The sequence below is a fragment of the Cellulosimicrobium sp. So1_17 genome (assembly GCF_055181235.1).
This window is the reverse complement of sequence record NZ_CM143702.1, coordinates 2126548-2150818: the sequence shown is the minus strand read 5'-3', so window position 1 is coordinate 2150818 and position 24271 is coordinate 2126548. Positions and strand designations below refer to the sequence as shown.

Sequence of the window (24271 nt, the reverse complement as noted above, 5' to 3'; positions counted from 1 at the left end):
TGAGCTCATCCATACCCCCAGGGGGTATCTATGTCTGATCATGCGCCTCCGCACGAGGTTCGTCAAGAGAGGGCCGCGACGAGCAGGGACGGCACGAGACCGGCAGCCCGGTCCGAGATCGGCAGGGAGGGGTGCCGATCTCGGGCCGGACTGCCGGTCTCGAGGTGCCGCGGTGCGGCGAGAGGAGGGCTACAGGTGCGGCAGCACGTGACGCGCGTAGCGCTCCGCGACGGTCGCCACGACGTCGCGCGGGTCGGCGTCCCAGATCTCCTGGTGGAAGATCTCGGTCTCGACGTCGCCCGCGTAGCCGGTCTCGGCGACCCACCGCGTGATCGTCGGGAAGTCGACGTACCCGTCGCCGACGTACCCGCGCGACAGCAGGGGGTCGCTCGCGAGCGGCAGGATCCAGTCGCAGACCTGGTAGCCCGCCACACGTCCTTCGGCACCGGCGCGTGCGATGCTCTCGCGCAGGGCCGGGTCCCACCACACGTGGTAGGTGTCCACGACGACGCCCACGGCCGCGGCGTCGAACGGTGCCGCGAGGTCGAGCGCCTGGCCGAGCGTGGAGATCACGGCGCGGTCGGCGGCGAAGATCGGGTGCAGCGCCTCGAGGACGATCCGCACGCCGTGCTCGGTCGCGAACGGGACGAGGTCGCCGATCCGGTCCGCGACGCGGGCGCGCGCGGCGACGACGTCGCGGTCCCCGGGTCCGGCGTCGGGACGCGGCCCCTGACCGGGCGTGCCGCTGGCGGGCAGGCCGCCGACGACGAACACGAGCTCGCTCGTCCCGATCGTCGCGGCCTCCTCGATGGCGCGCCGGTTGTCGTCGAGCGCGGCGGCGATCCCGGCGTCGTCCGGGGCGGTGAGGAACCCGCCCCGGCACAGCGACGACACGCGCAGGCCGGCGTCCGCGACGACGCGGGCCGCGCGCTCCGCGCCGATCTCCTGGACGCGGTCGCGCCACAGCCCGACGGCGCCGTAGCCTGCCTCGGCGGCGAGGGCCACGGCCTCCTCGAGCGTCGCGTGCTTGACGGTCGCGGTGTTGAGCGAGCAGCGCGACAGGTCGGCGGCGCCGGTGCCGGACGACGCGCGTCCGGGTGCGCTCGTCGGTGCAGGGCCGGTCATCGGGTCACCCCGTTCGCCTCGAGGAAGACGCGAGCGCGCCGCGCGGCGAGGTCCGGGTCGAGCAGGAGCCCGGCCCGGTCCGCGAGGCGGAGGAGAGCGACGAGGTGGGCGACCGACCGGCCGGAGTGGAGGCCGCCGACCATCTGGAAGCCCGGCTGCGCGCCGTTGAGCCACGCGAGGAACGCGATGCCGGTCTTGTAGTGGTAGGTCGGCGCGGTGAACAGGTGCCGCCCGAGCGCCTCCGTCGCCGCGAGGACGGCGTGCGCGCGGTCGGGGTGACCGGCGTCGAGCGCCTGGAGCGCCGTCGACGCGGCCGGGTAGATCGCCGCGAAGACGCCGAGCAGCGCGTCCGAGTGCCGCTTCCCGTCGCCCACGACGAGGTCCGGGTAGTTGAAGTCGTCGCCCGTGTACAGGCGCACGGGCCCGGGCGCGTCCGGCCCGGTGCCCGGGTCGAGGCTTGCCAGGCGTGCGCGGAGGCCCTTCTCGTGGTCGGCGTCGAGCAGCGACACCTTGACCCCGTCGATCCCTCCCTGATGGGCGCGGACCAGGTCGACGAACACGTCGGTCGCGTCGTCGGTCCGGGCCGTGCCCCAGTAGCCCTCGAGCTCCGGGTCGAACATCGTCCCGAGCCAGTGGAGGATCACGGGCCTGTCCGCCTCGGCGATCACGGCGTCGTAGACGCGCGCGTAGTCCTCGGGCGACCGCGCGACGTGCGCGAGCGCGCGCGACGCCATGACGACGACCTGCGCGCCGGCGTCCTGGACGACGCGGACCTGCTCGCGGTACGCGTCGACGACGGCGTCGAGCGCCGCCGGGTCGCCCGGCGTCCAGCCGGCGACGACCGCGGGGTCGAGCTGGTCGGTCCCCGCGCCGCACGCGATCCGGGCGCCGACGGAGCGCGCCTCGGCAGCCGAGCGGCGCACGAGCTCCTGCGTCGCGGCCCAGTCGAGGCCCATGCCGCGCTGGGCGGTGTCCATCGCGTCGGCGACGCCGAGACCGTGCTCCCAGATGCGGTGCCGGAAGCCGAGCGTGGCGTCCCAGTCGACGAGAGCCGGGTGGCCCGGCACGTTCTCGGCGCCGACCTGCGGCACGACGTGCGCCGCGGCGAAGGCGACGCGCGACGTGATCGGGGCGGTCGGCCGGGACCACGGGCCCGGCACGAGGAGCTCGCGCACCTCGGTGCCCGCGACCCGGCCGTCGTCGGCGAACCGGGGCAGGTGCACGACGGCGCCCGACCCGTCCCGGTCGCGCAGCTCGCGCGAGCCGGGGACCGCGAGGGTGGCGGCGCTCACAGGGTGATCTCGGGGACGTCGAGGCGGCGACCCTCGGCGGACGAGCGCAGTCCGAGCTCGGCGAGCTGCACGCCGCGGGCCGCGGAGAGGAGGTCGAAGCGGTGCGGGCGACCGGCGTGGACGTCGAGGAGGAACTCCTCCCACTGCAGCTTGAACCCGTTGTCGAGGTCGGCGTTCGCGGGGACCTCGAGCCACTGCTCGCGGAACGGCTCGGTGACGGGCAGGTCCGGGTTCCACACGGGCTTGGGCGTGTGGGCGCGCTGCTGCGCGACGCACCGGCGCAGGCCCGCCACCGCGGAGCCGTGCGTGCCGTCGACCTGGAACTCGACGAGCTCGTCGCGGTACACGCGCACGGCCCACGACGAGTTGATCTGGGCGACGACGGGGTCGCCGCCCGGGGTCTCGATCTCGAAGATGCCGTAGGCCGCGTCGTCGGCCGTCGCCGCGTACTCCTTGCCCTGCTCGTCCCAGCGGGTCGGGATGTGCGTCGTGGTCTGGGCGTTGACCGTGCGCACCGAGCCGAGGATGCCCTCGAGCACGTAGTTCCAGTGGCAGAACATGTCGGTGGTCATGCCACCGCCGTCCTCCTTGCGGTAGTTCCACGACGGGCGCTGCGCGGCCTGGTGGTCGCCCTCGAACACCCAGTAGCCGAACTCGCCGCGCAGCGACAGGATCCGACCGAAGAAGCCCTCGTCGACGAGGCGGCGCAGCTTGACGAGACCCGGCAGGTAGAGCTTGTCGTGCACGACGCCCGCGGTCACGCCGGTCTCCTCGCGCAGCCGCGCGAGCTCGACCGCCTCGGCGAGGGTCTCCGCCGTCGGCTTCTCGGTGTAGACGTGCTTGCCCGCCTGCATCGCCTTCGTCAGCGTCTTCGCGCGCAGCGCGGTCATCGAGGCGTCGAACACGACGTCGACCGTCGGGTCGGTGATCGCGCCGTCGAGGTCGGTGGTCCAGTGCTCGACGTCGTGCTGCGCGGCGAGCTCGCGGATCTTCGACTCGTTGCGGCCGACGAGGATCGGCTCGACCTGCAGCCGCGTGCCGTCGGGGAGCTCGACGCCGCCCTGCTCGCGGATCGGCAGGATCGAGCGCACGAGGTGCTGGCGGTAGCCCATGCGGCCGGTCACGCCGTTCATGGCGATGCGCAGGGTGCGGGTGGTGGTCATCGGGACGACTCCGTCCTGTCAGTCGCGCGACGGCGAGGTCGGCGAGAGAAGCTGGTGCGACCCAGCATAGGGAATGCGCTTTCCGGCGTCAACCACGAGGGTCGCCCCACGCGCTGCGGCAGGAGGGGAGGACGTGGTCAGAGAGAGGGCGTGGACTCGCGCAGGACCACGGTGCCCCGCACCTCGACGCGGCCCGGGGACACCTCGTGCACGACGCCGGGCAGGTCGAGCCCGACGGGCAGCCCGAGAGCGAGGCGCAGGGCGACCTGCCCGACCTCGACCAGGGGGATGCGCACGGTCGTGAGGCCGGGGACGACGTCGCGCAGCGTGACGATGTCGTCGAAGCCGGCGACCGCCACGTCGCGCGGCACGGCCAGGCCCGCGTCGCGTGCGGCGGCCATCGCCCCGACGGCCATGACGTCGTTCACCGCGAGCACGGCCCGCGGGGGCCCGCCGGGACCCGTGCGGGCGAGCAGCTCCTGCATGCCCGCGAAGCCGCCGTCGCGCGTGAACTCGCACGGCACCACGGCCGTGTCGTCGACGGGCGAGCCGAGCGCGGCCAGCGCCTCGGCGAACCCTGCCGCGCGGTCGACCGCAGTGCGGTGCCCCGTCGGCCCGGCGAGCACGCCGAACGACCGATAGCCCAGGCCGTGGAGCGCGGTCGCGAGGTCGGCCGAGCCCTGACGGTTCGCGATCTCGACGGCGGGGAGGTCGCCCAGCGCCTGCCCGACGAGCGCGACGCGCCCGCCGCCGTCGCGGTACCGCACGAGCGCGTCGCGCAGCGCGTCGGGTGGCGTGCCGCCGTCGCCCGAGGTCGAGAGGCGCCCGCCGCCCAGGACCAGGGCACGCGCGCGCTGCCGGTCCATGAGCTCGACGAACGCGAGCTCGCGCGCGGGGCTGTGCTGCGTGCTCGTGAGCGTGACCAGGAGGCCCTCGCGGTCGGCGGCGTCGCTGACGCCCGCGGCGAGGGACGAGAAGTACGGGTCGGCGATGTCGTGGACCACGAGCCCGACCGTCGTCGTGCGTCCGCGCGCCATCGCCTGGGCGCTCGGGTCGGGCGTGTAGCCCATCCGGGCGGCCGTCGCGAGCACGCGCTCGCGCAGGTCCGCGCCCACCGTGCGGTTCGCGCTGCCGTTGATCGCGCGCGAGGCGGTCGCGAGCGAGACGCCCGCGGCGCGCGCTACCTCGCTGAGGGTCGGTCCGGCCACGCGCACAGGCTACCGGGGCCGCGACGTCGGCGGCCGCCGGGGCGCGGGTGAGGTTCGTCCCGGCTACGGTCGGGCGGACACCACCGAACGAGGAGGACGAGCATGGCACGAACGCACCCCGGGTCGTCGGGACCGTCGGGACCGTCGCTCGTTGTCCGGTCCCTCGCGCTGGGGGTCGCCGCGGGGTCGCGCTCTTCCCTCGGGGTCGCGGGGCCGGTGCTCGCCGCGCGGCCCGACGGCGCGCCGGGCAGCGGTCCGGTCGCCCGGGCTGCGGCCGTGCTCGCCGTGGCGGGCGAGGTCGTCGGCGACAAGCTGCCGAGCGCACCGAGCCGCCTCGACCCGCCGGGTCCCGTGCTCCGGATGGCGAGCGGCGCGCTCGGAGGTGTACGGCTCGCGCGGGTCCGCGGCGCCGGAGCCCCGGCCGTCGTGGCGTCGGCCGTCGCGGGCGCCCTCGGTGGGGCCGCGGGGACGTGGGGCGGTGCGGCGTGGCGACGGCTCGCCGTCGGGAAGCGCCCGGACTGGCCGGGTGCCGTGGCCGAGGACGTCGTCGCCGTTGCGCTCGCCGCGTGGGCCGTGCGCCGCTGACGCGTCCGCCCCGCGTCATGTCGGCGCCGTACCGCGGCGTCGGGACGCTACGGCGTCGGGACGCCGGTCACGGTCGTGAGCAGGAACGCGCTGTCCTCGAGCGCCGACACGGCGTGCCGCTCGTGCGTGAGGACGCGCAGCTCGCCCGCGCCCAGCTCGGTGTCGCCCTCGCCCAGCGCGGTGACGCGGACCTTCCCGCGCAGCACCTGGATCGACGCGGCGGGCGGCGAGTTGTGCTCGCCCAGCTCGACGCCCGCGACCAGGGCGATGATCGTCTGACGCAGCGGGCCGTCGTGCAGCACGACCTCGGCGCTGCGGCCGTTCTCCGCGGATCGGGCGCCGGTGAGGTGGGCGTCGGTGAGGAGGTCGACGTTCGTCATGGGGGGCTCCGAGGGTCGGGGTTTCTCATCCTGCCGCGTGGCGCGCGACGCCGCGCGGGCGGCCGTCGGGAAGAGTGGGCGTCATGCAGGTGGTCTCGGGATTCCTCACCGCGCTCTTCGGTCTCCTCGCGACCGGTGTCATGCTCGCGCTGCTCGCCGCGACGTCGCGGCGCGTCATGGGCGCCCCCGTCGGGTGGGTGCGGGCCGGGGTGGTGTCCCTCCTCTCGCTGACCGGGGCGTCGTCCGCGCTGACCTACGGCATGCGCACCGCCGGCTGGGCGACGCCGGACGGTCGCCTCACCGTCCAGCCGCTCGTGGCGCTCGCGGCCGTCGCCCTCACGTTCGCCTGGGCGTTCGTGCTCGGCCTGTGCGTGCTGCTCGTGCTCGAGCTCCTCGTGCCCACCGGCACGGTCCCGACGCCGTGGCGTGCCGTGCGCGGGCTGCGCCAGGGGCGGCGCGAGACCCGGCGCTACGCCCAGATCCTCGCGATCGGGGTGCGGCACGGCCTCGGCGGTGCGCTGAGCCGCGGCGCCCGGCAGCCCGACGGGTCGCGGCTGTCCCGCACCGACGAGCAGCGGCTCGCGACCGGGCTGCGCGACGCCCTGAGCGACGCCGGCGTGACGTTCGTGAAGTTCGGCCAGGTGCTCTCGACACGCCGCGACCTGCTCACGCCCACGATCGCCGACACGCTCGCGACCCTGCAGAGCGACGTCCCACCGGCACCCTGGGCGGACGTCGAGGCCGCGCTCGTCGACTCGCTCGGCCGCCCGGTCGACGAGGTCTTCGCCGCGTTCTCGGCCGAACCGCTCGCCTCGGCGTCGGTGGGTCAGGTGCACGCGGCGCGGCTCCCCGACGGCAGGGCCGTCGTCGTGAAGGTCCAGCGCCCGGGCGCGCGCGAGCAGGTCGAGGTCGACCTCGCGATCCTCGGCCGCCTCGCGCGACGCATCGAGCGCGACACCGCCTGGGGACGCTCGCTCGGGGTCGTGACGCTCGCCGAGGGCTTCGCGGCATCCCTGCGCGAGGAGCTCGACTACACGACCGAGGCGGAGAACACGCTCGCGCTGCGCGCTGCCCTGCGGGTCCGCACGGACCCGGACGACGGCACGTCGACGGGCCCGGTCGTCACCGTGCCCGACGTCGTGCTCGAGCTCTCGGGCCCGACGCTCCTCGTGCTCGAGCGCCTCGACGGCACGCCGGTCGGTCGCGCGGGCGACCTGCTCGCCGGGACGGACGACGCGACGCGGTCCGCGCTCGCGACCCGGCTCCTCGCCGCGACGCTCGAGCAGGTGCTGGTCGCCGGGACGTTCCATGCCGACCTGCACCCCGGGAACGTCCTCGTGATGCCCGGCGGCGGACTCGGCCTGCTCGACATGGGCTCCGTCGGGCGGCTCGGCGAGCCCGAGCGGCTCGCGCTCGCCGCCGTCCTGCTCGCCGTCGACGCCGACGACGCCGTCGCCGCGACCGACGCCCTCCTCGAGCTGCTCGACGCGCCCCCCGACCTCGACGTGCGGCGCCTGGAGCGCGCCGTCGGGCAGGTGATCGTGCGGTTCCGCGCCGCCGGTGCGAGCGGGGCGATGTTCACCGCGCTCTTCCGTCTCGTCACCGACGCCGGGCTCGCCGTCCCGCCCCAGGTCGCCGCTGCGTTCCGCACGTTCACGTCGCTCGAGGGCACGCTGCGCCTCCTCGACCCGGGGTTCGACCTCGTCGCCTCGGCGCGGGAGACGGCACAGCCGCTCGTGCGGCGGGTCGTGACGACGGAGGGCCTGCGCAACCGCGCGACGAGCCTCTTTCTCGGACTCGTGCCCGAGCTCGAACGGCTCCCGCGACGCCTCGCGAAGATCACGAGCGACGTCGAGAACGGGCGGCTCACGGTCTCGGTGCGGACGTTCGCGCACGCCGAGGACCGCGCGTTCCTCGCCGGGCTCGTGCAGCAGGTCGTGTCGACCGTCATCGCGGCGGCCGCGGTCGTGGCGGCCGTCGTCCTGCTGGTGGCCGACGGCGGCCCGCAGCTCGGCGGAGGCGTCGCGCTCTTCCCCGTGCTCGGGGCGGCGCTCGGCTTCGCCGGGACGGTGCTCGGCGTGCGGGTCCTCGTGTTCGCGTTCCGCGGTCTGCCTGGCAGAACCGGGCACCGGCCCTGAACCCTTCGGCTCCGATGATCCAGTCGGGCTGGTAGCGGCGCGTGCTGGAGAGGTGCGGGTGGCCGTCCGGGTGTACGCGGCCGGGCCGCCGGCAGACCGACCAGACGATGGCTCTCCGACAGCGCTCGAGCTACCGGTCGTGGTCCCGCGGGTCGTGACGCGTCGTCATCGGCGTGGCGTCGCTGACGTGCCCGCACGTGCGAGCACCACGGCGAGGGCCGCGGATCCGAGTGCCTGGTAGGTAAGCCACAGTTCGCCGGCACCGCCCCGCCCGAGACCGACCGCCAAGGCCGTCACGATGAGCCAGCCGGCGTCGTACGCGACGAGGTACTTGACGTGTGGTCGCAGGTCGGGGCTCCTCGACGAGAACGCGACTTCGCGTGCTCCGCACACGACGAGGGCTGCGGCGGTGACCAGCACCAGCCATGGGGCGACGTCGAGACCGTCGGTGAGGCGCGGGAGAAGGACCACGATGCCGGCTGCGGTGATGACCTTGAAGGTCCCGTCGGCGCCGAATCCCAGGCGCAGTCGGCGGTCTGCGGCCGCGCGGTTCATGCTCGTCCGTCCGGCTGTCGGCCGGCCCGGCGTCTGCGGCTCGGCAGGCTCGCGAGGCCGTAGGCGGTCCTGCTGGTCTCCGGGTTCGTCGCGACGGCGAGCAGTGCGGCCGCGAGGTCTGCGCGACGGACGGTGCCCATGGCGTTCCGTTCGGGAACCAGCCGGTAGCCGGCAGGCGGCTCGTCGACGAGGTAGCCCGGCCGCAGGATCGTCCAGTCGATCTCGTCACCGGTCCCGCGCAGCACGTCCTCCATCGCCTCGAGGTCGGCGTAGACGAGCGGTCCGGACCGGCGCACGTACGGCCGAACGGTCTTGCGGAACCACCATGGCTCGCCGGCGCCGGAGCGGAGCACAGGTGAGGCGGACACCGCCACCATCCTGCGCACCCCATGGCGGCCCATCGCCGCGAGGAGGTTGGTGACGCCGTCCGCGCAGACGGGCGTGGAGTCCTGGTAGGACCGCTTGCCCAGGACGGACACCACGACGTCGACGTCGTCGGGCAGCGCGAGGCCTCGGCCTGTCACGACCTCGGCCTCTTGCACATGGACCCCGTGCGGGCGCTGGTACCGGGATGCGTCGCGAACCAGGGCGGTCACCCTGTGCCCGACGTCGACCGCCTGCCGGATCAGCAGCGTGCCTGTTGCTCCTGACGCGCCTGCCACGACGAGATGCATCCGACCTCCCGGTCCGCGAGGGGTGCCCGGCCGGAGCCGGGCAGCTAGTACAATTTGTCTAATCATCGCCGTGGTGGGGTTACTGGTCAAACTTGACGAACTGCGCCGGCGCGCCGAACGGAGGACGCATGACGACGACACGGCTGCTCATCCTGGGGGCGGTGCGCGAGCGGGGGAGGGCGCACGGGTACCAGGTGCGGCGCGATCTCGAGTCGTGGGGGGTGCACCTGTGGGCCAGCATCCAGCCGGGATCGATCTACCACGGCTTGCGGCGGCTACGGGACGACGGTCTCCTCGTCGAGGTGGAGGCGTCGCCGTCCGTGGGCGGCCCGGCTCGCACCGACTACGTCGTCACCGACGCCGGGCACGCCGCGTTCCGCGAGCTGCTCGAGGATGCGCTCTCCTCCGACGAGGGCCCGATCGCCGAGACCATCGCCGGTATCGGCTTCATCACCGAGCTGTCGAGGCCCCGAGCGGTCGAGCTCCTGCGGATGCGGGTGGAGGCGTTCGAGCGGCGTCGCGCCCGGGTGGTCAGCGTGTACGAGCAGGAACCCGACGGCGACTGGCAGCACCACGTCGAGGCCGTACGCCTGTGGGCGCACACCGCCGACGCCGCGATCCAGTGGACCCAGGGCCTCATCGAGCGGCTCGAAGGGGGCGCGTACGAGATGGCCGGCGAGGGAAGCGCGCCGACGGACACGTGACCACGATCCGATGCACGGCTCGCTGCCCAGCCGGGTCCCCCGGTGGGTCAGCCGAGCTGCGCACCCCCGCGGACGGGATCGTGGGCACACGTGTGGGCCCGGAACGCCCTCCGCATCGGTATCCGTGCGCGCGATCGTGGCGGCCCCGGGCTCAGCGCGATCCTGACCTGCACCACCCTCGAGGTATCCCGGCGGGCGAGGCAGACGCCGTCGATCTCGTGCTCTCCGAATATCGTGGGGCCGACATCGCCGGGCACCCGCGAACCTGGCTGCTTATCACCCCGACGGAGCCTGACTGATGAAGACGCCCCTGAGCTGGCTCGCTGAACGGGTCCAGTTCGGGCCCGCCAACCTGACGATCGCGGCCGGCACGGCCCTGGCGGCCAGCGTGATGATCGTCGTCACCGGCTCGATCGTCCGCGTCACCGGGTCTGGTCTCGGCTGCGACACCTGGCCGAACTGCACCGCCGAAACGCTGGCACCCACCGCTGAGATGGGCGTGCACGGCTTGATCGAGTTCGGCAACCGGCTCTTGGCGATCGTTCTGTGCGTGATCGTCGGATGGCTCATCGTCGTCGCCCGACTGCAGCGGGACGCGGACCCGGTCATCACCCGATGGGCGTGGGTGCAGTTCTGGGTCATCGTGCTGAATGCGGTCGTCGGGGGGATCACCGTGTGGACCCGGCTCAGCCCGTACGTCGTCGCCGGCCACTTCCTCGCCGCGATGCTGCTCGTGACCGCAGCCACCGTGACATGGCACAAGGTGCGGGCGCGTGAGGACGCCCGCCCGCCGGAGGCTTCGGGCCCGAAGGTCCGGCGGCTCGCGGGCGTCCTGCTGACTGCCACGGCTGCGCTCGTGTTCCTGGGGGCGTTGGTGACCGGGACCGGGCCTCACGCCGGCGACTCGGCGGACGTCCCTCGCATGCCGTTCGACTGGACCGTCGTCACCGTCCTGCATGGCGCGGTGGCTGCCCTCGCCGGGATTGTCGCTCTCGCGCTGTGGTTCGCCAGCCGGCACACCGTCACCGCCAGGGTGCACTGGCGCACGACGGTGTTCCTCGTGCTCTTCGCCACCCAGGCAGCGGTCGGGGTCTTCCAGGTGGCGTCCGGCCTGCCGGAGCTCGCCGTCGTGCTGCACCTTCTCGGGTCTGCGTTGGTCTGGATCGGCGCCGTTCGGGTCCTGCTCGATGCACGCGGCGACGTCGAGCACGGACCAGTATCGACCTCGGGGGCACAGCCCACCGGATCCAGAACCCGACTCTGGCGTGGCTCAGAATCGGTCGGTTCCGACGCGCCGAATCGCGGCGGCCCGTCCGGTGCAACCCGCACCAGGCGGCTGCTAGAGGTGCGCGTTCGTGAGGTGCGAGTTTCTGGGCACGTCAGTTGATGATCTCGGCGCCGCTGTCTCGCATGGCCGTGACTCGCTCCCGCCAGGCCGCCAGCGCCTCGGGTGTCTGCCGGACCCAGTCCGTCACCTCCTCGACGACGGCCAGCGGCGAGCTCGTCCGGTAGGAGCGGGTGGGGTTGCCGGGGAACTTCTTGTCGGTCACGTTCGGGTCGTCTTCGAAGGCACCGGTCGGCTCGACGAGGTAGACGTGAGGTTCGGCACCGTCCGGTCCGAGCATCGCGGCGATCTGCGCCGCGAGGCCGGCGCCGTCACGCAGCGCGGTGAAGTAGACGTGGTTCATGACGACCTCCGGCCGATAGTTGGAGGCGCGGCCCGCGATGAGCCGGTCACCGGGCCGAAGCCGCGCGCGCGTGCCGTGGAAGAAGGGACCGTCGTCGATCCGCGGCGTTGTCGTCACGCGACGATCATCGCAGCCGTCGCCGATGCGAGAGGTCGGCCGTATCCATAACCGTGCCTTGACCTGCGCAGACGCGGACTTCGTCGCGAGGTGCGAGCTCCTGCATCTGATGCAGCTCGCACTAGTCTCCGGTCGATATCGGCTGTTATGGCGTATCTGACCGATTCGGACCACGTGGTGCTCTCCTCGACCCTCGGTCGTCACCGTCAGCGCCGTTCGTCTCCCAGTAGTCGAGGGTGACCGTCCACGGCGACGGCAGCGCCGCGCGCAGCGCGGCGAGCAGGCGGTCGGCTTCGGCGCGATGCTCGGCGGCGAGAGCTGGGTCGTCCCAGCCGTCGACGTGGTCGTAGTGGGCGTTGAAGACCTGTGCCCACTGGCGAAGTCGCGTCGCGAGCCGTTCGTCGAGCAGGCTTTCCATCTCCTCGGCCGCCCTGTTGGACACCGGCCAGAGGGGCCATTTCACGGTGTAGTCGTTCATCAGGCGGACCGCGTGGGGGTCGGGCCGCGACTCGCAGTGTTGCGTCGCCGTGGGTGACGCGCGGCCTGGGCTGAAGACGGTGCCCGAGCGAGGGGCCACGGCGAACCAGCGCCCGTCTGGCGGGGCCGCGGCAGGGGTCTCACGCGGGGTGTCTGCTCGCGTTGACTGGTCGACACCGGATCCGTGCCCAGGTCCCCCGGCACGCAGTCGTCGCAGGGCGGCCTCCACGGCGGCGATGTCGGCACGAACCCGTTCGCCTTCCTGCGGCGAGAGCCGCCTGAGCTGCAGGTTCAGGACAGCCCTCTCCTGCTCGGGTGTCAGGCCGGCCAGCGGCAACGGCTCGCCCGCCGCGATCGCCGCAGTGACCTCCCGCCATCGAGTCTGTGCAAGCGCGATCACCCGCAGGAAGCGCAACTCCGCCTCGAGCAGCTCCACGTCGGCGTGCGTCGGCCGTCGATCCCCCATGAGAGCACAGTAGTGATCGGGCGCAGGGCCCCGCTGATCGTCGTGGATCCGTCGCGATCCTTCTGATCGAGCCAGCACCACAGGGTCGGGGAGGCACCGGCGCAACTGCGGATCGGCCCGTGGGCGCGGTGCGGCAGGATGTCGCGCAGGGTGTCGTCGGGGAGTGAGCTGGAGCCAGCCGGGTACGCCGAGCTCCTGGCGGAGCTGAAGGCGCGGGTGCGCGCGACGCGGTTCCGCGCGGCACGCGCGGCGAACACCGAGGTGCTACGCCTGTATTGGTCGGTCGGGCGCGACATCCTCGATCGGCAGCGCGGCGGGCTGGGGAAGCAAGGTCGTCACGTCGCTGGCCGCGGACCTGCAGCGCGAGTTCCCCGACCAGCGCGGCTGGTCACGGTCGAACCTGCTGTACATGCGCCGGGCTGCGGAGGCGTGGCCGACGGAGGAGGAGTTCGTCCACCACGTTGGTGGATGGATTGCCGTGGCGCCATGTCACGGTCCTGCTCGACCGGCTGAAGACCCGCGAGGAGCGGGACTGGTACGCCGCGAGTGCGGCCGAGTACGGCTGGTCGCGTGCGGTGCTCGAGCACCAGATCAAGGCCGACCTGCGTCGCGCCGTCGGGGCGGCGCCGACGAACTTCACCGATGCGCTCGACGCCCCGGATTCTGAGCTGGCGCAGCAGCTGGTCAAGGACCCGTACGTGTTCGAGCACCTGGGCCTGGTCGAGCGCATCGCGGAGCGCGACGTCGAGCAGGCGCTGATGGACCGGCTGCAGGACACGATGCTCGAGCTCGGTCGCGGCATGGCGTTCGTCGGGCGCCAGGTGCGCCTGAGCGTGCCGGACGACGAGAGCGACCGCGTGGACGAGTTCTACGTCGACCTGCTGTTCTTCCACGTCCTGCAGCTGCGGTATGTCGTGGTCGAGCTCAAGGTGGGCACGTTCGAGCCTGCCCACGTCGGCCAGCTCGGCACGTACGTCGCGATCGTCGACGACCAGTTCCGCCGGCCCGAGATCCACGCCCCGACGATCGGGATCCTGCTGTGCACGGGCAAGACCGGCCCCACGGTGCGGTACGCGCTGGCCGGTACCCGGGTGCCGATCGCCGTCGCGGACTACCAGGGCCTCCCCGCGGACGCCCGCGGCGCGCTGCCGAGCGCGGCCGAGCTCGAGGCCGTGATCGAGGACGAGCTCGACCACCGCGCCTGAGGCTTCACAACCCCTTTAACCAGTCAGAACGCCGCGCCGATAAGCAACCTCTTGCCCGGGCACCCGGGAGTCCTTCCCTCCGACGTTCAGTTTCGTCAGGTGGTTCGGCGAGGCGAGAGAGCAGCGAGAGCCCTGGCCGGGTTCAGAGTTCCGTGGTGCCCGAGGGGTGCGTCGCCTCGGGCGGGCGTACGACCGTGACGGGGCAGTGCGCGTACTCCGTCGCGTGCCGGCTCACCGAGCCGAGGAGGAGGCGGTCGAACCCGCCCACGCCGCGGTTGCCGAGCACCAGTCGCGACGCATGCGACGACGCCTCGATGACGCCCTTCGCGGCCTGTACGTGCCGGACCGTGCGGACCACGCGGTCGTCGGGCAGGTCGACGCCCGCTGTCTCGAGCGCGGTGTCGAGCGTCGCGGCGGCGAAGGCCTCGTAGTCGTCGATCGGCGGGGCCCAGCCCCACGAGTCGGGCAGCGGGGCGAGCGTGACGATCTGCCAGCAGAACAGCGCCTCGAGGGTCGCGCCCGTGCGGCGGGCGACGTCCGCCCCGTGCCGCAGCGCGTGCACCGACGTCGCGGAGCCGTCGACCCCGACGACGACGGGCCCCACCCGGTTCGCGGTCGTGCCGCGGACGACCGTCACGGGCACCGTCGCGTGCTGCAGGACGGCCGACGGCACCGAGCCGAGCACCATGCGGCTGACCCGGCCGCGGCCGCAGCGACCGACCACGAGCAGGTCGGCGGGGCCGCCCTCAGCCCTGCTGTCACCGTCACCGTCACCGTCACCGTCACCGTCGCTGCCGCCGTCGATCTCTACCTCGACCTTGGCCTTGGCCGCACCCTCGCCCTCGGCGAGCGCGAGCAGGGACGTCGCGGCGTTGCCGCGGACCTCCGTCGCGACGACGTCCACGTCCGCCGCGCCGAGCCCCGTGCGCTCGCGCGCCGCCTCGACCCAGCCGGCGACCGCGTCACGCCGACGGGCGCCCCGAGCGTCCTCGTCACCGGTGTCCTCGCGGCCGGCGTGACGTCCCGGGTCCCACGCGAGCACGGCCGTGAGGCGCGTCCCGCGCGACGCGGCCTCGTGCAGCGCCCAGTCGAGCGCCTCGTCCGACCCCTCGGACCCGTCCACACCGACGATCACCCCGCGCACCGCGCCACCTCCGTGTCCCGTAACCGGTCAGAGCTCTCCGTGGTCCTCGCCGTGGAGGATCGCGCGCAACGGCGCGGTCACGACGTCGACCCGCTCCAGCAGGTCGCCCGGCCCGGCGATCACGACCGCCCGGTCCTCCACCACCACGTACACCGCGGCGCTGTCGCGCACCCGCGCGTGCAGCCCGGCGACCTCGGCGCCGTCCACGACGAACGGCGCGCGGGAGAGCGGTGCGGCGTCGACCTCCTCGACGATCGAGCGCATGGCCGCGCGGTACTCCTGGTAGGAGTCGAGGAAGTCGTCGTCCGCGGAGTCGGCGTGCAGCGGCGCGGCGAGCGCGCTGCTCAGCGCGGTCCGCAGGATCTCCGCGGACTGCTCGTCGTCGGCCGCGACGACGCGCAGCGTCTCGACGTCGAGCGTCTCGCCGGAGAACGAGACGTAGGAGCGCAGGAACCGCTCGTCCGTGAGGTCGTGGGTGCCGTCGCCGACACCGGTGATGGTCTCCTCGTCGAGGTCGAGGCCCCACGTGAGCGGGTCGGCGACCTCGGCGACGACGCCGTGGAACCGGTCGACCACCTGCTCCCACGTCGCCGGGGTCCCGTCGGGACGTCCGACGGCGCCGTGCTCGCGGCGCGCGGTCGGCTCCTCGGGCTGCTGGTCCGGTCCGTGCGTCATGATCGCCCACCCTTCTGCCGGTGCGGGGGCCGCACCCCGAGCCTGCCGCCGCGGAGGGGCCGGGTCAACGCCCGGGGCGCGTGTCGTCCCTGCCGGGCGTCGAGGAGACGCGCCGGACCCGCGGCGCGAGCACCCGCAGGTCACGGCGTGACCCCCCAATCACGCCCCTGGCGAACAACGGCATACGGAGGGGGTGTGCCTCGTTCGGACCGCATAGAGTCAATGCGGTCAGGCTGTACTCGGCGATTCCTGGAGGCCAGGGACGTCGGTGCGCAGGTGTAGGCCGCTCGTGAGGAGCAGCACATGTTCGAGAGATTCACAGACCGAGCCCGTCGGGTCGTCGTCCTCGCCCAAGAAGAGGCGCGGATGCTCAACCACAACTACATCGGCACCGAGCACATCCTCCTCGGCCTCATCCACGAGGGCGAGGGCGTCGCGGCCAAGGCCTTGGAGTCCCTCGGGATCTCCCTGGACGGCGTCCGCACCCAGGTGACCGAGATCATCGGCGAGGGCCAGCAGGCCCCGAGCGGGCACATCCCGTTCACGCCGCGCGCCAAGAAGGTGCTGGAGCTGTCGCTGCGCGAGGCGCTGCAGCTCGGCCACAACTACATCGGCACCGAGCACATCCTGCTCGGCCTCATCCGCGAGGGCGAGGGTGTCGCAGCCCAGGTGCTCACCAAGATGGGTGCCGACCTCAACAAGGTGCGCCAGCAGGTCATCCAGCTGCTGTCGGGCTACCAGGGCAAGGAGCCCGTCGCCGCCGGCGGCCCCACCGAGGGCCAGCCGTCCGGTTCCGCCGTGCTCGACCAGTTCGGTCGCAACCTGACCCAGGCTGCGCGCGAGGGCAAGCTCGACCCGGTCATCGGGCGCGCGCTGGAGATCGAGCGCGTCATGCAGGTGCTGTCGCGCCGCACCAAGAACAACCCCGTCCTCATCGGCGAGCCCGGCGTCGGCAAGACCGCCGTCGTCGAGGGCCTCGCGCAGGACATCGTCCGCGGCGACGTCCCGGAGACGCTCAAGGACAAGCAGCTCTACACGCTGGACCTGGGCGCCCTCGTGGCCGGCTCGCGCTACCGCGGCGACTTCGAGGAGCGCCTGAAGAAGGTGCTCAAGGAGATCCGCACGCGCGGCGACATCATCCTGTTCATCGACGAGATCCACACGCTCGTCGGTGCCGGTGCCGCCGAGGGCGCGATCGACGCCGCGAGCATCCTCAAGCCGATGCTCGCGCGCGGAGAGCTGCAGACCATCGGCGCGACGACGCTCGACGAGTACCGCAAGCACGTCGAGAAGGACCCGGCCCTGGAGCGTCGCTTCCAGCCGATCCAGGTCGCCGAGCCGTCGCTCACGCACGCGATCGAGATCCTCAAGGGCCTGCGCGACCGCTACGAGGCGCACCACCGCGTGTCCATCACGGACTCCGCGCTCGTCTCCGCGGCCACGCTCGCCGACCGCTACATCAACGACCGCTTCCTGCCCGACAAGGCGATCGACCTGATCGACGAGGCGGGCGCGCGCCTGCGCATCCGCCGCATGACGGCCCCGCCGGAGCTCAAGGAGCTCGACGAGGAGATCGCCGAGGCGCGGCGCGAGAAGGAGTCCGCGATCGACGCGCAGGACTTCGAGAAGGCCGCGGGCCTGCGCGACACGGAGAAGCAGCTCACCGCGAAGCGCGCCGACAAGGAGAAGGCCTGGAAGTCGGGCGACCTCGACACGGTCGCAGAGGTCGACGAGGAGCTGATCGCCGAGGTCCTGGCCATGGCCACGGGCATCCCGGTCTTCAAGCTCACCGAGGAGGAGTCCAGCCGGCTGCTCCACATGGAGGACGAGCTGCACAAGCGCGTCGTCGGCCAGGAGGCAGCGATCAAGGCGCTGTCGCAGGCCATCCGCCGTACGCGTGCCGGCCTCAAGGACCCGAAGCGCCCCGGTGGGTCGTTCATCTTCGCCGGCCCCACGGGTGTCGGGAAGACCGAGCTGGCCAAGGCGCTCGCCGAGTTCCTCTTCGGGGACGAGGACGCGCTGATCCAGCTCGACATGTCGGAGTTCTCCGAGAAGCACACGGTCTCGCGGCTGTTCGGCTCGCCCCCCGGCTACGTCGGGTACGACGAGGGTGGCCAGCTCACCGAGAAGGTGCGGCGCAAGCCGTTCTCGGTCGTCCTGTTCGACGAGGTGGAGAAGGCCCACGCGGACATCTTCAACTCGCTCCTGCAGATCCTCGAGGACGGTCGCCTGACCGACTCGCAGGGCCGGGTCGTGGACTTCAAGAACACCGTCATCATCATGACCACGAACCTCGGCACGCGGGACATCGCCAAGGGCGTCCAGACCGGCTTCAACGCCGGCGGCGACCTGGTGACGTCGTACGAGCGCATGAAGGCGAAGGTCAACGACGAGCTCAAGCAGCACTTCCGGCCCGAGTTCCTCAACCGCGTCGACGACGTGGTGGTGTTCCCGCAGCTCTCGCAGGACGAGATCATCCAGATCGTCGACCTGATGATCGCCCGTCTCGACGGTCGTCTGCGCGACAAGGACATGGGCATCGAGCTCACCCCGGCCGCGAAGCGTCTGCTGGCCGAGAAGGGCTACGACCCGGTCCTGGGCGCTCGTCCGCTGCGCCGCGCGATCCAGCGCGACATCGAGGACGTCCTGTCCGAGAAGATCCTGTTCGGCGAGCTCAAGGCCGGCGAGATCGTCCTGGTCGACGCGGAGGGCGAGGGTCTGCTCGGGGAGTTCACCTTCCGGGGTGTCTCCAAGGGCGAGCACGACCGCGGCCCGGTGAGCGTGGGCGCGGCCGCCGCGCTCGACGCGCCGACCGGCGTCTCGGTGCGGGACCTGCCCCCGACCGGCGAGCTGCAGGCCGGCGCGGAGTGACACGCTCCCGCCGCGCCTGACGCGCGACGCCTGACCGGCTCGACCGGCTCGACCGGCTCGACCGGCTCGACCGGCACAGCCTGACCACGACGGCCCCGGACCTCCTGCGGGAGGGCCGGGGCCGTCGTCGTGCCCGGCGCGTTCACGCAGCGTTACAACGGCCCATCCCTCAGAACAATCTGGACTGATCTAGTCGGCTTTCTCTAGCGTCGTGCTCCATGACGACGACCACGCCGACTGTCGCACCCCTCCGCTGTCGCCCTCTCGAGCGCTCCCACGACCCGCGTACCGCCGCGTCCGCAGACCCGCCCCGAGAGGACCTGACATGACCCAGCACCACCGCACCGTCCCGCCGCACGCCGACCGCCTGCGCACCCCGTCCCGTAGCCCGCGCCCCGCCGCCCTCGCCGCGCTCGCGCTGGCCGCCGTCCTCGCGACCGGCGCGTGCAGCGCCGCCCAGGCGTCCGGCGACGCCCCGGCCGGCGCGCTCGCCCCGGACGCCGAGCTGCCGACCGAGGTCCCGGAGGGGACGGTCCTGCGCATCGGCGACCCGACCACCCAGAAGGCGATCGAGCTCGCGGGCGACGAGCTCGACGGCGACTTCTCGTTCGAGGTCGAGTGGGCCAACATTTCCGGTGGCCCCGCGACGACCGAGGCGTTCCGCGCCGACTCGCTCGACATCGGCGCCGTCGCCGAGATCCCGCCGATCCACGCGACGTGGACCGGGCTGGACGTGCAGATCTACGCCTCGGTCTACCGCGACAACTGGGAGGACGTGCCGATCTACGAGTTCGCGGGCGCGCCCGGCGTCGAGCTCGACGCGCTCGAGGACTTCCGCGGCCACCGCATCGCCTTCAGCCCGGGCCAGGCGCAGGGGGCCATCGTCCTCAAGGCCCTGCAGGAGGCGGGTCTGACCCAGGACGACGTCGAGCTCGTCGAGCTGCCGAGCACGGGCGACGTGTACTCGACGGCTCTGGCCGCGGGCGAGGTGGACATCGCCCCGCTGGGCGGGACGCAGCTCTACCGCTACCTGGAGACGTACGAGGCCGACGGCGCGACGTCCGTCAAGCACCACCTGCGCGACGACGCGTCCCACCTCTACGGGCCGACGGAGGTCGTCCAGGACCCGGCGAAGGCCGCGGCGCTGCGCGAGTACGTCGAGACGTGGGCGGCGGCGAAGGTCTGGGTCTTCGAGCACCCCGAGGAGTGGAAGCAGGGGTACTACGTCGAGGACCAGGGCCTGAGCGAGGAGGACGCGCAGTACCTCATCGACAACGCGCCGGTGCCGGACGTCCCCGAGGACCTCACCGAGGGCGTCGAGCGGACGCAGGCGACGATCGACCTGCTCGCGACCGAGCTCGACCGCGAGCCCTTCCCCGCGGCCGACCTGTTCGACGAGCGCTTCGGGCCCGTCGCGGGCGAGGCCGCCGCCGCCGCGACGGCGGACGGCGGGCGCGACCGGTGAGCGCCGCTGTCGTCGACCGGGCGGACCTGCTGGTCCCGAAGGTCGACGCACCACCGGTCGTGACGGACGTGCGCCCGCGCGGCACGCGCCTCGGGCTCGGCCGTCCGATCCCGCTCGCCGCCCTCGTCGGGGTGGCGCTGATCGTCGGGGTCTGGTCGGTCGGGTCCGCGACCGGGTTCATCGACCCGCGCGTGCTCAGCGCCCCGTGGACGGTCCTGACGACGGGTAGCGAGCTGGTCGTGGACGGCAGGCTCGGCGGGCACCTCGCGGTCTCGCTCACGCGCGCCGCCCTCGGTCTCTCCTTCGGCATCGTCGCGGGCGTGGCGCTCGCGCTCGCCGCGGGGCTCAGCCGGGTGGGCGACGCCGTCCTCGACGGTCCGATCCAGGTCAAGCGCGCGATCCCCAACCTCGCCCTCCTGCCGCTGCTGATCCTGTGGTTCGGGATCGGCGAGGAGATGAAGGTCATCACCATCGCGCTCGGCGTCTTCATCCCCATCTACCTGCACACGCACAACGGACTGCGGGCGATCGACAGCCGGTACGTCGAGCTCGCGGAGACGGTCCAGCTCTCGCGGCGCCAGTTCGTGCGCCGCGTCATCCTGCCCGGTGCGCTGCCGGGCTTCTTCCTCGGGCTGCGCTTCGCGGTCACCGGGTCGATGCTCGCGCTCGTCGTGGTGGAGCAGGTCAACGCGACCGCCGGGATCGGCTACATGATGGAGCTCGCGCGCACGTACGGGCAGACGGAGATCATCCTCGTCGGTCTCGTCGTGTACGGGGTCCTGGGCTACTCGGCGGACCTCGGCGTCCGCCTCCTGCAGAGGAAGGTGCTGTCATGGCGACGCACGCTGGAGGACTGACCGGGACGCCGTCGGGCACCGGGACGGACCGGGCGCCGGGGGTGCTCCCCGGCCCGTCGTCCGACGGGCCCGCCGTGCAGGTCCGCTCGCTCGTGCGGTCGTACGGCGAGAAGCGCATCCTCGACGACCTGGACCTCACGGTCGACGACGGCGAGTTCGTCGCGATCCTCGGCAGGTCCGGGTCGGGCAAGAGCACGCTCCTGCGCGCGCTGGCGGCACTCGACCACGACGTCGCCGGTTCGGGCGAGGTCGTCGTGCCCGAGCAGGTGTCGGTCGTGTTCCAGGACTCGCGCCTGCTGCCGTGGGCGCGCGTGCTCGACAACGTCGTCCTCGGTCTCGACGGCACCTCGCGGGGCCGGTCACGGAGCGCGGCGCGCGAGGCGGGACGCGCGAGCCTCGCCGAGGTCGGCCTCGCGGGCCGCGAGCGGGCGTGGCCGAACCAGCTCTCGGGCGGCGAGCAGCAGCGCGTGTCGCTCGCCCGGTCGCTCGTCCGCTCCCCGCGGCTCCTGCTCGCCGACGAGCCGTTCGGCGCGCTCGACGCGCTCACCCGCATCCGCATGCACGCGCTGCTGCGCGACCTGTGCGCCCGGCACCGGCCCGCGGTCCTGCTCGTGACCCACGACGTCGACGAGGCGATCGTCCTCGCGGACCGCGTCGTCGTGCTCGACGAGGGCCGCATCGCCCGGGAGCGCCGCGTCGCCGACAGCTACCGACCGGGGGAGCGGCGCGATGCCGCGGACCCCCGCTTCGCCCGCATCCGCACGGAGCTCCTCGACGCCCTGGGCGTCGACCGGGGAGCCGACTCGAAGGAGCACGCCGCATGACCACCCCCCTCACCGGCTCCGCCGGCGTCCCGCGCGCCGCAGGCAGCGACGGTCACCGCCCCGGACGGCTGCACCTCAACGCCTTCCTCATGAGCACGGGTCACCACGAGGCGTCGTGGCGGCTCCCCGAGAGCGACCCGGCCTGGACGTCGACCAACATCGCGCACCTCCAGCGGCTCGCGCAGACCGCCGAGGCGGGGAAGCTCGACTCGATCTTCTTCGCCGACGGGCCGGGGTTGCGGTCCGACGTCGGCCGCCGACCGTCGGGCTCGCTCGACCCGCTCATCGTGCTCACCGCGATCGCGACCGTGACCGAGCGCATCGGGCTCATCGCGACCGCGTCGACGACGTACAACTCGCCGTACAACCTCGCGCGGCGCTTCGCGTCGATCGACCACGTCTCGGGCGGTCGTGCGGGCTGGAACGTCGTGACGACGGCGGGCCCGGACATCGCGCGGAACTTCGGCCTCGACGACCAGCCTGCGCACGCGGTCCGCTACGAGCGCGCCGCGGAGTTCCTCGAGGTCGCGTTCGCGCTCTGGGACTCCTGGGAGGACGACGCGGTGCTCGCCGACAAGGCGGCGGGCGTGTGGGCGGACGCGACGAAGATCCACGCGCCGGGCCACGTCGGCGAGCACTTCTCGGTGCACGGCGCCCTCACGACGCCGCGCTCTCCGCAGGCGCGGCCGCTCGTCGTGCAGGCCGGGTCGTCCGACGACGGAAAGGACCTCGCGGCCCGGTACGCGGAGGCCGTGTTCACGGCGCACCAGACGCTGGGCGACGCCCAGGACTTCTACGCCGACCTCACAGCACGGGCGGCGGCCGTGGGCCGCGCACCCGGGACCGTGAAGATCCTGCCGGGGATCGTCCCCGTCATCGGGTCGACCGAGGCGGAGGCGCTCGCCGCGGAGCGCGAGCTCGACGAGCTCATCGTCCCCGAGTACGCGCGCGCCCAGCTCGCGAAGACCCTGCGCCTCGCGCCCGAGGACCTCCCGCTCGACCGCGAGCTGCCCGCCGACCTGCCGTCCGAGGACGAGATCGAGGGGGCGAAGAGCCGGTACACGCTGGTCGTCGAGCTCGCGCGCCGTGAGCGGCTCACCGTGCGCGAGCTCATCGGGCGGCTCGGGGGCGGGCGCGGCCACCGCACGTTCGCGGGCACGCCCGAGCAGGTCGCCGACGCGATCCAGGACTGGTACGACGCCGAGGCCGCCGACGGGTTCAACATCATGCCCGCCGTCCTGCCGTCGGGGCTCGAGCAGTTCGTCGACCACGTCCTGCCCGTGCTGCGCGAGCGCGGCCTGTTCCGCAACGAGTACGAGGGCACGACGCTGCGCGAGCACTACGGGCTCGACCGTCCCGCCAACCGGTACGCGGCGGCGTCGGCACCGACGACGGACGTGTCCGCGCCCGTGATCCCGGATCTCGCTGGATCCCTGGCATGAGCGGCGCGTCGGAGCACCTCTGGTACGTCCCCAACCAGGTCCGTCCCGGGCACCGCGGCGACGACGCGGTCGAGGACCACAACAGCCTCGACACGCTCACGAGCCACGCGCACGCCCTGGAGCGGCACGGCTGGGGAGGGGCGCTGCTCGGGACGAGCTGGGGCCGCCCCGACACGTTCACCGTCGCGACGGCGCTCGCCGCCCGCACGACGACGTTCAAGCCGCTCGTCGCGATCCGGCCGGGGTTCTGGCGACCGGCGCACTTCGCGTCGGCCGCCGCGACGCTCAACCACCTGAGCGGCGGCCGGCTCCTCGTGAACATCGTCTCCGGGTCGGACGGGCAGGCGGCGTACGGGGACGGCGAGGCCGACCCCGCGCACCGCTACGCGCGCACGCGGGAGTTCCTGCAGATCGTCCGGCGCCTGTGGACGCAGGAGGAGGTCACCTACGAGGGCGAGCACTTCTCCGTGACCGGGTCGCGGCTCGGGCCGCGACCGGTGGTCCGGGGAGAGCGCAAGCACCCGCGGCTCTACTTCGGCGGCGCGTCCGAGGCGGCCGAACGGGTCGCCGCCACGGAGGCCGACGTGCAGCTCTTCTGGGGCGAGCCGCTCGACGGGGTCGCCGAGCGGATCGACCGGCTCGAGCGGCTCAGCGCCGAGCTCGGCCGCGAGCACGCACCGCTCGAGTTCGGGCTGCGCGTCACGACGTTCGTGCGCGACACGACCGAGGAGGCCTGGGCCGACGCCGAGGCCAAGGTCGCGCAGCTCGCAGACCGCGCCGCGCAGGGGGACGCGTGGTCCGCGCGCGACCGTGGGCGGCGGACCGCCGTCGGGCAGCAGCGACTGCTCGACCTCGCCGCGCGCGGCGAGGTGCTCGACGAGAACCTGTGGACGACGCCCGGGCGGTTCGGCGGCGGGGGAGCCGGCACGACGTGGCTCGTCGGCTCGGCGCAGGACGTCGCCACGTCGCTGCGCCGGTACCAGGACCTGGGAGTCACGCACTTCGTGCTCTCGGACACCCCGTACCTGCGCGAGATCGAGAGGCAGGGAGAGCAGCTCCTCCCGCTGCTCCGCGCCTGACGGGGAACCGCACGGGCAACGGTCGACGCACCGTGCGGCCCGGTGGCGGGTGCCGTCCCGCGTGCTGTGGACGGTACCCGCCCCGGGGAGGACGATGGCCGTGAGGAGAGGTGCGCCTGCTCAGCTCGCCGCCGTCC

At 73.2% G+C, this 24271-nt stretch carries 22 protein-coding genes and 1 pseudogene; 12 read left to right on the top strand and 11 right to left on the bottom strand.

The genetic code is table 11. The features are described 5' to 3' along the window. Window positions 1–189: 189 nt before the first annotated feature. From ACZCLJ_RS09425 to ACZCLJ_RS09410, 4 genes are all read right to left on the bottom strand, one after another. Window positions 190–1125 carry a sugar phosphate isomerase/epimerase family protein gene (locus ACZCLJ_RS09425; RefSeq protein ID WP_463106240.1) on the bottom strand — a complete coding sequence of 312 codons (936 nt, stop codon included), beginning with the start codon at window positions 1123–1125 and terminating at the stop codon, window positions 190–192. Further along, on the bottom strand, window positions 1122–2342 hold the full coding sequence (locus ACZCLJ_RS09420) for a dihydrodipicolinate synthase family protein (protein WP_463106392.1): 1221 nt from the start codon (window positions 2340–2342) through the stop codon (window positions 1122–1124). The genes ACZCLJ_RS09425 and ACZCLJ_RS09420 overlap by 4 nt, the downstream gene beginning before the upstream one ends. Before the next feature lie 71 nt (window positions 2343–2413). After that, the gene (locus ACZCLJ_RS09415) at window positions 2414–3580 is read right to left on the bottom strand and encodes a Gfo/Idh/MocA family protein (protein ID WP_251152395.1); all 1167 of its coding nucleotides are present in this window, start codon (window positions 3578–3580) and stop codon (window positions 2414–2416) included. 137 nt (window positions 3581–3717) lie between these two features. Continuing rightward, window positions 3718–4788, bottom strand: a complete 1071-nt coding sequence (locus ACZCLJ_RS09410) for a LacI family DNA-binding transcriptional regulator (protein WP_463106239.1) — start codon at window positions 4786–4788, stop codon at window positions 3718–3720. 102 nt (window positions 4789–4890) lie between these two features. On the opposite strand from ACZCLJ_RS09410, the gene ACZCLJ_RS09405 reads away from it, so the two are divergent. Further along, on the top strand, window positions 4891–5373 hold the full coding sequence (locus ACZCLJ_RS09405; protein ID WP_463106238.1) for a hypothetical protein: 483 nt from the start codon (window positions 4891–4893) through the stop codon (window positions 5371–5373). Between the two features lie 47 nt (window positions 5374–5420). On the opposite strand, the gene ACZCLJ_RS09400 is transcribed toward ACZCLJ_RS09405, so the two are convergent. Beyond that, window positions 5421–5753 carry a cupin domain-containing protein gene (locus ACZCLJ_RS09400; protein ID WP_251152392.1) on the bottom strand — a complete coding sequence of 111 codons (333 nt, stop codon included), beginning with the start codon at window positions 5751–5753 and terminating at the stop codon, window positions 5421–5423. A gap of 83 nt (window positions 5754–5836) precedes the next feature. Here ACZCLJ_RS09400 and ACZCLJ_RS09395 point away from each other — a divergent pair, with 83 nt between their 5' ends. Further along, entirely contained in the window at window positions 5837–7891 is a 2055-nt protein-coding gene (locus tag ACZCLJ_RS09395) for an ABC1 kinase family protein (protein ID WP_463106237.1), read from the top strand. 165 nt (window positions 7892–8056) lie between these two features. Here ACZCLJ_RS09395 and ACZCLJ_RS09390 read toward each other — a convergent pair whose 3' ends face one another. Both ACZCLJ_RS09390 and ACZCLJ_RS09385 read right to left on the bottom strand, forming a co-directional pair. Beyond that, window positions 8057–8446, bottom strand: coding sequence for a hypothetical protein (locus tag ACZCLJ_RS09390; RefSeq protein WP_463106236.1), 390 nt, complete (start codon window positions 8444–8446; stop codon window positions 8057–8059). After that, on the bottom strand, window positions 8443–9120 hold the full coding sequence (locus tag ACZCLJ_RS09385; protein ID WP_463106235.1) for an NAD(P)-dependent oxidoreductase: 678 nt from the start codon (window positions 9118–9120) through the stop codon (window positions 8443–8445). Before ACZCLJ_RS09385 ends, ACZCLJ_RS09390 begins: the two co-directional genes overlap by 4 nt. Window positions 9121–9248: 128 nt before the next feature. Here ACZCLJ_RS09385 and ACZCLJ_RS09380 point away from each other — a divergent pair, with 128 nt between their 5' ends. Together ACZCLJ_RS09380 and ACZCLJ_RS09375 are read left to right on the top strand one after the other, a co-directional pair. After that, entirely contained in the window at window positions 9249–9824 is a 576-nt protein-coding gene (locus ACZCLJ_RS09380) for a PadR family transcriptional regulator (protein WP_251152388.1), read from the top strand. Window positions 9825–10122: 298 nt separating this feature from the next. Further along, window positions 10123–11211, top strand: a complete 1089-nt coding sequence (locus tag ACZCLJ_RS09375) for a COX15/CtaA family protein (RefSeq protein WP_463106234.1) — start codon at window positions 10123–10125, stop codon at window positions 11209–11211. Here ACZCLJ_RS09375 and arr read toward each other — a convergent pair. Beyond that, window positions 11204–11629 (bottom strand): NAD(+)--rifampin ADP-ribosyltransferase, encoded by a 426-nt coding sequence (gene arr / locus ACZCLJ_RS09370; protein ID WP_463106233.1) that lies wholly within the window; start codon window positions 11627–11629, stop codon window positions 11204–11206. The genes ACZCLJ_RS09375 and arr overlap by 8 nt on opposite strands. 145 nt (window positions 11630–11774) lie before the next feature. Continuing rightward, complete coding sequence (locus ACZCLJ_RS09365; protein ID WP_463106232.1) at window positions 11775–12542, bottom strand: hypothetical protein; 768 nt, start codon at window positions 12540–12542, stop codon at window positions 11775–11777. A 304-nt stretch (window positions 12543–12846) separates the two neighbouring features. On the opposite strand from ACZCLJ_RS09365, the pseudogene ACZCLJ_RS09360 reads away from it, so the two are divergent. Next, window positions 12847–12963: pseudogene (locus tag ACZCLJ_RS09360) on the top strand (hypothetical protein); the annotation flags it as partial. Between the two features lie 73 nt (window positions 12964–13036). Beyond that, entirely contained in the window at window positions 13037–13777 is a 741-nt protein-coding gene (locus ACZCLJ_RS09355; protein WP_463106231.1) for a PDDEXK nuclease domain-containing protein, read from the top strand. 142 nt (window positions 13778–13919) lie between these two features. On the opposite strand, the gene ACZCLJ_RS09350 is transcribed toward ACZCLJ_RS09355, so the two are convergent. Together ACZCLJ_RS09350 and ACZCLJ_RS09345 are read right to left on the bottom strand one after the other, a co-directional pair. Next, window positions 13920–14921, bottom strand: a complete 1002-nt coding sequence (locus ACZCLJ_RS09350; protein WP_463106230.1) for a universal stress protein — start codon at window positions 14919–14921, stop codon at window positions 13920–13922. Between the two features lie 27 nt (window positions 14922–14948). Continuing rightward, window positions 14949–15596, bottom strand: coding sequence for a hypothetical protein (locus ACZCLJ_RS09345; protein WP_463106229.1), 648 nt, complete (start codon window positions 15594–15596; stop codon window positions 14949–14951). 303 nt (window positions 15597–15899) lie between these two features. On the opposite strand from ACZCLJ_RS09345, the gene ACZCLJ_RS09340 reads away from it, so the two are divergent. The 6 genes from ACZCLJ_RS09340 to ACZCLJ_RS09315 all read left to right on the top strand — a co-directional run bounded on the left by ACZCLJ_RS09340 (window position 15900) and on the right by ACZCLJ_RS09315 (window position 24134). Further along, window positions 15900–18467 carry an ATP-dependent Clp protease ATP-binding subunit gene (locus ACZCLJ_RS09340; protein WP_463106228.1) on the top strand — a complete coding sequence of 856 codons (2568 nt, stop codon included), beginning with the start codon at window positions 15900–15902 and terminating at the stop codon, window positions 18465–18467. A gap of 325 nt (window positions 18468–18792) precedes the next feature. Continuing rightward, on the top strand, window positions 18793–19932 hold the full coding sequence (locus tag ACZCLJ_RS09335; RefSeq protein WP_463106227.1) for an ABC transporter substrate-binding protein: 1140 nt from the start codon (window positions 18793–18795) through the stop codon (window positions 19930–19932). Then, on the top strand, window positions 19929–20789 hold the full coding sequence (locus ACZCLJ_RS09330; protein WP_463106226.1) for an ABC transporter permease: 861 nt from the start codon (window positions 19929–19931) through the stop codon (window positions 20787–20789). The genes ACZCLJ_RS09335 and ACZCLJ_RS09330 overlap by 4 nt, the downstream gene beginning before the upstream one ends. Continuing rightward, window positions 20765–21613 carry an ABC transporter ATP-binding protein gene (locus ACZCLJ_RS09325; RefSeq protein ID WP_251152380.1) on the top strand — a complete coding sequence of 283 codons (849 nt, stop codon included), beginning with the start codon at window positions 20765–20767 and terminating at the stop codon, window positions 21611–21613. Before ACZCLJ_RS09330 ends, ACZCLJ_RS09325 begins: the two co-directional genes overlap by 25 nt. Continuing rightward, the gene (locus tag ACZCLJ_RS09320) at window positions 21610–23055 is read left to right on the top strand and encodes an LLM class flavin-dependent oxidoreductase (protein WP_463106225.1); all 1446 of its coding nucleotides are present in this window, start codon (window positions 21610–21612) and stop codon (window positions 23053–23055) included. Before ACZCLJ_RS09325 ends, ACZCLJ_RS09320 begins: the two co-directional genes overlap by 4 nt. Further along, window positions 23052–24134: an LLM class flavin-dependent oxidoreductase gene (locus ACZCLJ_RS09315; RefSeq protein WP_463106224.1), complete on the top strand. Its 1083-nt coding sequence runs from the start codon at window positions 23052–23054 to the stop codon at window positions 24132–24134. The genes ACZCLJ_RS09320 and ACZCLJ_RS09315 overlap by 4 nt, the downstream gene beginning before the upstream one ends. The last annotated feature ends 137 nt before the right edge of the window (window positions 24135–24271 follow it).

Coding starts and splice junctions, on each gene's coding strand:
- ACZCLJ_RS09325 (WP_251152380.1), top strand. CDS start 20,765: ATGGCGACGCACGCTGGAGGACTGACCGGGACGCCGTCGGGCACCGGG.
- ACZCLJ_RS09340 (WP_463106228.1), top strand. CDS start 15,900: ATGTTCGAGAGATTCACAGACCGAGCCCGTCGGGTCGTCGTCCTCGCC.
- ACZCLJ_RS09345 (WP_463106229.1), bottom strand. CDS start 15,596: ATGACGCACGGACCGGACCAGCAGCCCGAGGAGCCGACCGCGCGCCGC.
- ACZCLJ_RS09405 (WP_463106238.1), top strand. CDS start 4,891: ATGGCACGAACGCACCCCGGGTCGTCGGGACCGTCGGGACCGTCGCTC.
- ACZCLJ_RS09415 (WP_251152395.1), bottom strand. CDS start 3,580: ATGACCACCACCCGCACCCTGCGCATCGCCATGAACGGCGTGACCGGC.
- ACZCLJ_RS09375 (WP_463106234.1), top strand. CDS start 10,123: ATGAAGACGCCCCTGAGCTGGCTCGCTGAACGGGTCCAGTTCGGGCCC.
- ACZCLJ_RS09395 (WP_463106237.1), top strand. CDS start 5,837: ATGCAGGTGGTCTCGGGATTCCTCACCGCGCTCTTCGGTCTCCTCGCG.
- ACZCLJ_RS09425 (WP_463106240.1), bottom strand. CDS start 1,125: ATGACCGGCCCTGCACCGACGAGCGCACCCGGACGCGCGTCGTCCGGC.
- ACZCLJ_RS09385 (WP_463106235.1), bottom strand. CDS start 9,120: ATGCATCTCGTCGTGGCAGGCGCGTCAGGAGCAACAGGCACGCTGCTG.
- ACZCLJ_RS09335 (WP_463106227.1), top strand. CDS start 18,793: ATGACCCAGCACCACCGCACCGTCCCGCCGCACGCCGACCGCCTGCGC.
- ACZCLJ_RS09315 (WP_463106224.1), top strand. CDS start 23,052: ATGAGCGGCGCGTCGGAGCACCTCTGGTACGTCCCCAACCAGGTCCGT.
- ACZCLJ_RS09390 (WP_463106236.1), bottom strand. CDS start 8,446: ATGAACCGCGCGGCCGCAGACCGCCGACTGCGCCTGGGATTCGGCGCC.
- ACZCLJ_RS09380 (WP_251152388.1), top strand. CDS start 9,249: ATGACGACGACACGGCTGCTCATCCTGGGGGCGGTGCGCGAGCGGGGG.
- ACZCLJ_RS09320 (WP_463106225.1), top strand. CDS start 21,610: ATGACCACCCCCCTCACCGGCTCCGCCGGCGTCCCGCGCGCCGCAGGC.
- ACZCLJ_RS09400 (WP_251152392.1), bottom strand. CDS start 5,753: ATGACGAACGTCGACCTCCTCACCGACGCCCACCTCACCGGCGCCCGA.